The sequence below is a fragment of the Serratia sp. (in: enterobacteria) genome (genome assembly GCF_046715635.1).
Classification (GTDB): Bacteria; Pseudomonadota; Gammaproteobacteria; order Enterobacterales; family Enterobacteriaceae; genus Chania.
In genome coordinates this window covers 1-7,087 of sequence record NZ_JBKJYW010000354.1, presented here as the reverse complement: position 1 = coordinate 7,087, position 7,087 = coordinate 1, and the positions used below count along the sequence as shown (strand labels likewise).

Genomic DNA, 7,087 nt, shown 5'->3' with positions numbered 1-7,087 from the left:
AGGGTCTCTTGTTCAATTTCTTGCCAGGGAATAATCACTTGGTGGGTTCCAAAAAAGGAGAAAGCCAGGCTGGGATACGCTGCTCCAGCCACATTTGCGGTTTTTTCAAGGTGCCGCCGACAAAGCCGACGTGGCCACCGCACTCTGTCAGCTGATATTCGATATTAGGCGGCAGGCCGGCGAGATCGGGGATCACCGCATCGGTCATAAACGGATCGTCTTTGGCGTGAATGATCAACAACGGCGTGGCGATCTGCGGCAACAGCGGCAGGGCGCTGCAACGGCGATAGTAATCGACCGCATCGCTGAAGCCGTGAATGCGCGAGGTGATCACATCATCAAACTCGCGAATGCGCCGCAGCTTGTTCAGTTGCGACAGATCCAACGGCAAAGTGCCTGGGTAGTGCAGCAGCTTACGCGTGGCATTCTGCTTGAGTTGGCCCAGCAGGTAGCGCTGATAGACGCGTGAGAATCCCTGTTCCATGCGAATCGAGCAAGGCTCCAACATCAGCGGGGCGGAAACCACCACCGCCGCTTGTAGCAGACTGTCATTGCCTTGTTGGGCCAGATAATAGGCCAGCATATTGCCGCCAAGGGAAATCCCGACTGCCGCCGTTGGCACTTCGCCAAAGTTGTCACGCAGCCAGCGCAGGAAGAAGCGGGCATCTTCCGTTTCGCCGGAATGGTAGATCCGTTGCTTACGGTTGGGTACGCCGCTGCAACCACGGAAATGCATCACCACGCCCAACCAGCCTTGCTCGCGCCAGGCATTGAGCAGCCCATGGGCGTAAGGGCTGTAGAAATTGCCCTCTAACCCATGGAACAGCACCACGCGGGGTTTATCGCGTGCTAGCTGTGGGTCTTCACTCCATGCCAGATCGACGAAATCGCCGTCCGGCAACTCCAGCCGCTGCCAATGGGGTTGTAGCAGCACGCGGCGGCGTACCAGCCGTGGCAGCAGGGTTTGCAGGTGTGGATTACTGGCCCCGGTCAGGGGGCGAAAGGATTCATACATAATGAATAAAATTCTTGTTGGCGGCTATTGTGTGATCCGTACCGCACTGTTAGCTTCAAACACATGTATTAGCAATCATACTGCAAAAAAATCATTTGGGTGAGGAGCACCCGCTTCATGGAACTGAGTTTATTTCTTTCGATGCTAGGCTTCCTGTGGGTGGCTGCGATCACTCCTGGCCCCAACAACATGTTGCTCACCACTTCCGGTGCCAATTTCGGCTTTATGCGTTCATTGTGGCTGATGATCGGCATTATGCTTGGCATGCAGAGTATTCTGGTGCTGGTGGCATTTGGTGTTGGCGGATTGATCCTGATTTATCCTTCTTTGCACCTGATCCTGAAAATTCTTGGCAGCCTCTATCTGTTGTGGCTGGCATGGAAAGTGGCTACGGCGGCCTATGAAAAGCTGGAAACTGACGCGCCGCCACCGAAGCCTGTGCGTCTGTACCAAGGGTGGCTGTTGCAATTCCTCAACCCCAAGGCCTGGCTGATGGCACTGGGGGCGGTGGCGAGCTTTAGCCTGGCAGGGGATAAATACAACCACTCCATTCTGGCCATCGCCTTCGGCATTTTTGCCGTCAATATCGTGGCTGGGATCGTTTGGTTGGGATTCGGTACGGTGATTGGCCGTCTGCTGCGCAGCAAGCAGGCCTGGATTATCTTTAACGTGTCGATGGGGCTGTTAACCGCGGCCTGTGTATTACTGATTTGGCATTAAGGAACCGTAATGGCCGAAAACTATTTCCATGTTGATGCCTTCATTGGCGAAGGAATGCGGGGTAACCCGGCCGGTGTCTGCCTGCTACAACAACCGCTGGAGACGGCGCAGATGCAGGCCATCGCCAATGAGTTGAATCTGCCGGAAACCAGCTTTGTCTGGCAGGATAGTGATATGTATGCGATCCGCTGGTTCACGCCGACGCGGGAGGTGGATCTGTGCGGACATGCCACTTTGGCCACGGCACACGTGCTGTTAAACGTGGTGAACCCGGGGTTAAGCGATATCCGTTTCCGTTCCGCCAGCGGTGAGCTGTATGTCAAACGCGATGCGGCGGACGGTGAACGGCTGGTCCTGGATTTCCCTTCTCGCCCAGCACAGAAGATTGACGAACCGGCGCAGTTGGCCGCTTTGCTCGGTGTGCAACCGCAGGAAGTGTGGCGAGCCCAGTCGTTGATGGCGGTATTGGCCGATGAGGCTCAGGTCAGAGCTGCACAGCCTGTGATCGCCGAGCTGATCGACCATCTCGGCTGCGGCGTGATCGTCACGGCTCCGGGTGATGAGGTGGATTTTGTCTCGCGCTATTTCTCAATGGATCGCAGCGAAGATCCGGTAACTGGCTCCGCCCACTGCATACTGCTGCCTTACTGGACGGCACGTCTTGGCCGCCAGGAGTTACATGCAAAACAGCTGTCATCACGCGGCGGTGAGCTGTTCTGCGAGCAACAAGAAGAACGCACGTTGCTCGGCGGCTACGCGCGCATCTTCTTGCGTGGTTCTCTTTCAGGTTGAACTCCGTTCCAGCAGTTGCCAATCCAGCACGTCGTGGCAAGGGGGCAACTGCTGGCCCTGAATTTTCTCCAGCAGCAGTTGCACGCTGCGCACGCCGAACAGATGCATTGGCTGCACGATGGTGGTCAGCGGTGGGGTGGTGATACTGCCAAATGGCACACCGTCAAATCCCATCACAGCGATATCTTCTGGAATGCGTAAGCCCTGCTGGTGCAAGGTACTCATCGCGCCCCCGGCAATCACATCCGAAATGGCAAATACCGCATCTGGCCGCTGCCCGTCTGCCAGCAAATCACTCATCGCCTTGGCTCCAGCGGAGTAATCCAGCCCTTCGACGTATTCTACCCGGCAATAGTCCAGCCCCAACTCGGCCAACGCCTGCCGGTAGCCCTGTTCCCGCTGTTGTGAAAACAGGTAACGCATATCACCATTGAGCAACGCGATCCGTTGGCGGCCTTTGGCGGCCAAGTGCTGCACACCGGCCATGGCGGCCTGGTGGTTATCGATGGTGACGGAGGAGGCACGGAATTGGGTATCCCCTTCGCCGCATTGTACCCAGGGGAAATCACCGATCATCGCGGTCAGACCCGGCAAACAGCTGATGGCATCCATGGTGATCACCCCGTCAACCACTTTGCCACTCAGCAGGCTGAGGTAGGCGGATTCACGAGTCGGGTTGGATTCCGAGTTGCACAACAGAATATGGTAACCGTGGCGTTCGGCTTCTTCTTCGATACCGCGCACTACCAGTGAGCAAAAGGGGTTGGTGATATTGGACACCAGCACCAGCAGCATCCCGCTACGAGCAGTGCGCAACTGGCGTGCCAGTAGGTTGGGTTGATAGTCACAGGCGCGGATCGCCGCCAGGACCTTATCGCGAGTCGCCGGTTTGACGATCTGTTGGCCGTTCAACACCCTTGAGACGGTAGCCGCTGAGACACCAGCGATTTTTGCCACCTTTGCTATCGACATGGTTTGCTTTTCCTTCTGCCTACTATATGGCAATGCACACTATGTAGAGGCTGTGTTGCTGTTAAACGGGCGCAGCACGCGGCGCCCCTACGGTCGTATATATTCGACCTCGACACATTTAGCCTCATTGCCAATTTGGCATCAATCTGATCCCTACGTGGAATTTGTGACCTCGATTGCAGATCTCTCTTCTCGACGCTTTTATCTAGCTTAATCGGGTTGCCGAAAAAAAGAGATCGATTACATTTTATTCATTAGCTAAATGTAATCGATTTCATACAGGTTTTTGTACCGAATTCCCCAAAGAACGACGCAATAGGAGATGGCAGATGGAGATACAGCTTCAGCTAGCGCAAGCGCAGGATCGTAGCGAGATTGCCGCTCTGATCCATTGCTCAACCAATGCCTGGTATCAGCGCCACGGACTGGGCGACATCTTCTCTGCGGGGCCGGAAAGTTGTGGCCTGTTTGTTGATGTTTACCAGCAGTTGGATGAGGGCCACCATTGGATTGCGCGCGATCAACAAGGGGCGATCTGCGGCTCCTGCTTTTTTCACCCGCGTGAAACCCATTTGGGGTTGGGCATCATGAATGTTCATCCCGATTATTTTGGCCGCAGGATTGCCAGCCGTTTGTTAGCCAAGGCCGACGAACTGGCGGGGGGCTTACCGGTCCGTTTGCTGTCCAGCGCGCTGAACCTGGATTCCTATTCGCTCTACCAGCGTGGGGGATTTACCCCGTATGCCCTCTATCAGGATATGGCGATCCCGGTGCCGAGCCAGGGATTGGCTTATCCACACCTGACTCGTGGCCAGGTGCGGGCAGCACGGCTCGATGACCTGCCAGCCATCCTGGAGCTGGAGCGCGAAATACTGGGCATCGAACGCCAGCGAGATATCGATTATTTCCTTAGTGATACCAGTGGACTATGGCGGATTGCTGTCTGGGAATTGGACGATCGCATCGGTGGCTATCTGGCCTCGGTGGCACACCCTGCGTCCCGCATGCTGGGGCCAGGCTGTTGCCATAACGAAGAGATCGCCCTTGAGTTACTCGGCTGGATGTTGGATCGCCATCATCGTGGTACGACACCGGTGGTGTTGGTGCCCGCAGAGCGCTCCGCGCTTAGCCAGGTTTTGCTGCGCTGGGGCGGACGAATTTGTGAATTACATGTCGCGCAGGTGAAAGGCCAGGCGCAACAACCCGGCGGCGTGGTGATGCCGTCTTTTTTGCCGGAAAGCGGTTAGCACCGGCGTCGTTACTGTATTAACCAACCAACATCGATGGGGGAGTTATGCAAACAGATAGCCTGGGCCAGGCAGCCAAAAGCGCCACGTTCAAATGGGTGGTGCCACGATTGGCACTGATGATGTTCCTGCAGTTTTTTGTCTGGGGAGCCTGGTACGTCACGCTCGGCGTGGTGATGGGCAAATATGGTCTGGCCGCGATCATAGGCGATGCCTATTCCACCGGGCCAATCGCCTCAATCCTGTCGCCTTTTGTGCTGGGCATGGTGGTCGATCGCTTCTTTGCCTCGCAAAAAGTGTTGGCTGTGCTGCACCTGATTGGGGCTGGCCTGCTGTGGATGATGCCAGGGTTCTTTGCCGAGGGGCAGGGCAGCGGGCTGCTGTGGATCATCTTCGGCTATATGCTGTGCTACATGCCCACTATTGCCCTGAGCAATAACGTGGCGTTTTACAGCCTGAGTAATAGCGAGAAAGCCTTCCCGGTAGTGCGGGCGTTTGGCACCTTTGGCTGGATTGTCGCTGGGCTGATCGTCGGCACCAGCGGCCTGTCGGACAGTACCGATATCTTCTCGCTGGCAGCCGTGGCCTCGCTGGTATTGGCGATTTACAGCTTTACGCTGCCGCATACTCCGGCCCCAGAACGTGGCAAGCCAGTAAAAATGCGCGATCTACTGTGTGCTGATGCCTTTGCAATGCTCAAGCAACGTCATTTCCTGGTGTTTATCATCTGTGCCACGCTGATCTCGATCCCACTGGCGGCTTATTACGCCTATGCCGCGCCTTTCGTGGCCGCGACCGGTTTCACCAACGTGGGGGGCGTGATGTCGCTAGGGCAAATGTCCGAGCTGTTCTTCATGCTGCTGATCCCGTTCCTGTTTGCCCGGTTGGGGATCAAGTACATGCTGATGATCGGCATGCTTTCCTGGTTCCTGCGCTATGTGATGTTTGCGCTGGGCATAACCGAAGAAATGCGCTGGATGATCTACCTCGGCATCATCCTGCATGGCATGTGTTATGACTTCTTCTTCGTCATCGGCTTTATCTATACCGATAAAGTGGCGGGCGACAAAGTGAAAGGCCAGGCACAAAGCCTGCTGGTACTGTTCACCTACGGTATCGGCATGTTGATTGGTTCGCAGATCAGCGGTGCGCTGTTTAACCATATGGTAACGGCGGACGGAGCTGCGGCGTTGCCGCAATGGCAGCACTTCTGGTGGTACCCGGCCTTCGGCGCATTGGCGATCGCTGCGCTGTTCTTCTTCACCTTCAACTACCGGGATATTCCAGCAGGGGAGAAACGGGATGGCTGATTTGCGGGTGCTGGTGGTGGGCTGCGGCAATATGGGGGCTTCCCATGCCGAGGCCTACCACGCTATGGAAGGGGTGACAATCTGCGGGCTGGTGGCACGGGGTGAGTCGCGTGAGTTGCTCAATCAACGTTTGGGGGGCAGTTATCCCACTTTTAGCGAGTTTGAGTTGGCGCTGGCGCAAACCCGGCCTGATGCCGTGTGCCTGACCACTTATCCAGACACCCATGAAGCCTACGCCTTGGCGGCGTTGGCTGCGGGGTGCCATTTGTTCATCGAAAAACCGCTAGCCACCACGGTGGCCGGGGCCGAAAGGGTGATTGCTGCTGCCAGACAGGCACAGCGGCAGGTGGTGGTGGGCTATATCCTGCGCCATCACCCCTCTTGGCAACAGTTTGTGGAACTCGCGCGGGGGTTGGGTAAGCCTCTGGTGATGCGGATGAACCTCAACCAGCAAAGCCACGGGCAGATGTGGAATGTGCATCGCAATCTGATGCAGTCATTGTCGCCGATTGTCGATTGCGGCGTACATTATCTGGACGTGATGTGCCAGATGGCCCAGGCCGAACCGATCAGCGTGAGCGCTATCGGCGCCCGCCTGACGGATGACCTGCCGCAGGGGATGTATAACTACGGCCAACTACAGGTGCGTTTTGCCGATGGGTCGATCGGTTGGTACGAAGCGGGTTGGGGGCCGATGATCAGTGAAACGGCCTACTTTGTGAAAGATGTCATTGGGCCAAGAGGCGCGGTTTCGATCGTGGCCCGTCATCATGAAAGGGCTTCCGACGATGTCGGGGGGCATACCAAAACCGAATCATTGCGGGTGCATTACGCCGATTTAGACGATGAGAATCGCTTTAAGCGGCCGGATCGCTGGATCGATTGCCAGGATGAGCCGGACCATTTAGCGCTGTGCCTGAGTGAACAGCGGTACTTTTTACAGGCTATTCGTGAGGGCCTGGATCTCAATCAGCATCTTCAGGATGCATTGAACAGCTTACGGGTGGTGCTGGCGGCAGACGAGGCGGTAC

The 7,087-nt window shown here is 56.3% G+C and carries 7 protein-coding genes; 5 read left to right on the top strand and 2 right to left on the bottom strand.

Annotation, left to right across the window (positions count from 1 at the left end):
• Positions 1-34 precede the first annotated feature (34 nt).
• The gene (locus ACLQ7H_RS18690; protein WP_411753954.1) at positions 35-1,015 is read right to left on the bottom strand and encodes a hydrolase; all 981 of its coding nucleotides are present in this window, start codon (positions 1,013-1,015) and stop codon (positions 35-37) included.
• Positions 1,016-1,132: 117 nt separating this feature from the next.
• On the opposite strand from ACLQ7H_RS18690, the gene ACLQ7H_RS18685 reads away from it, so the two are divergent.
• Both ACLQ7H_RS18685 and ACLQ7H_RS18680 read left to right on the top strand, forming a co-directional pair.
• Positions 1,133-1,735, top strand: coding sequence for a LysE family translocator (locus tag ACLQ7H_RS18685; RefSeq protein ID WP_411753953.1), 603 nt, complete (start codon positions 1,133-1,135; stop codon positions 1,733-1,735).
• 9 nt (positions 1,736-1,744) lie between these two features.
• Positions 1,745-2,527 carry a PhzF family phenazine biosynthesis protein gene (locus ACLQ7H_RS18680; protein WP_411753952.1) on the top strand — a complete coding sequence of 261 codons (783 nt, stop codon included), beginning with the start codon at positions 1,745-1,747 and terminating at the stop codon, positions 2,525-2,527.
• On the opposite strand, the gene ACLQ7H_RS18675 is transcribed toward ACLQ7H_RS18680, so the two are convergent.
• The gene (locus ACLQ7H_RS18675) at positions 2,519-3,499 is read right to left on the bottom strand and encodes a LacI family DNA-binding transcriptional regulator (RefSeq protein ID WP_411753951.1); all 981 of its coding nucleotides are present in this window, start codon (positions 3,497-3,499) and stop codon (positions 2,519-2,521) included. The two genes, ACLQ7H_RS18680 and ACLQ7H_RS18675, sit on opposite strands and share 9 nt — an antisense overlap.
• Positions 3,500-3,828: 329 nt before the next feature.
• Here ACLQ7H_RS18675 and ACLQ7H_RS18670 point away from each other — a divergent pair, with 329 nt between their 5' ends.
• From ACLQ7H_RS18670 to ACLQ7H_RS18660, 3 genes are all read left to right on the top strand, one after another.
• Positions 3,829-4,746: a GNAT family N-acetyltransferase gene (locus ACLQ7H_RS18670; protein ID WP_411753950.1), complete on the top strand. Its 918-nt coding sequence runs from the start codon at positions 3,829-3,831 to the stop codon at positions 4,744-4,746.
• Between the two features lie 47 nt (positions 4,747-4,793).
• On the top strand, positions 4,794-6,056 hold the full coding sequence (locus tag ACLQ7H_RS18665) for an MFS transporter (protein WP_411753949.1): 1,263 nt from the start codon (positions 4,794-4,796) through the stop codon (positions 6,054-6,056).
• Positions 6,049-7,087, top strand: a 1,039-nt coding sequence (locus ACLQ7H_RS18660) for a Gfo/Idh/MocA family protein (RefSeq protein WP_411753948.1), incomplete at its 3' end; no start/stop codon positions are given. The genes ACLQ7H_RS18665 and ACLQ7H_RS18660, both read left to right, overlap by 8 nt.

What these genes read in the sequence shown, in the direction of transcription:
- ACLQ7H_RS18690 (WP_411753954.1), bottom strand. Translation starts at nt 1,015, where the DNA reads ATGTATGAATCCTTTCGCCCCCTGACCGGGGCCAGTAATCCACACCTG.
- ACLQ7H_RS18685 (WP_411753953.1), top strand. Translation starts at nt 1,133, where the DNA reads ATGGAACTGAGTTTATTTCTTTCGATGCTAGGCTTCCTGTGGGTGGCT.
- ACLQ7H_RS18680 (WP_411753952.1), top strand. Translation starts at nt 1,745, where the DNA reads ATGGCCGAAAACTATTTCCATGTTGATGCCTTCATTGGCGAAGGAATG.
- ACLQ7H_RS18675 (WP_411753951.1), bottom strand. Translation starts at nt 3,499, where the DNA reads ATGTCGATAGCAAAGGTGGCAAAAATCGCTGGTGTCTCAGCGGCTACC.
- ACLQ7H_RS18670 (WP_411753950.1), top strand. Translation starts at nt 3,829, where the DNA reads ATGGAGATACAGCTTCAGCTAGCGCAAGCGCAGGATCGTAGCGAGATT.
- ACLQ7H_RS18665 (WP_411753949.1), top strand. Translation starts at nt 4,794, where the DNA reads ATGCAAACAGATAGCCTGGGCCAGGCAGCCAAAAGCGCCACGTTCAAA.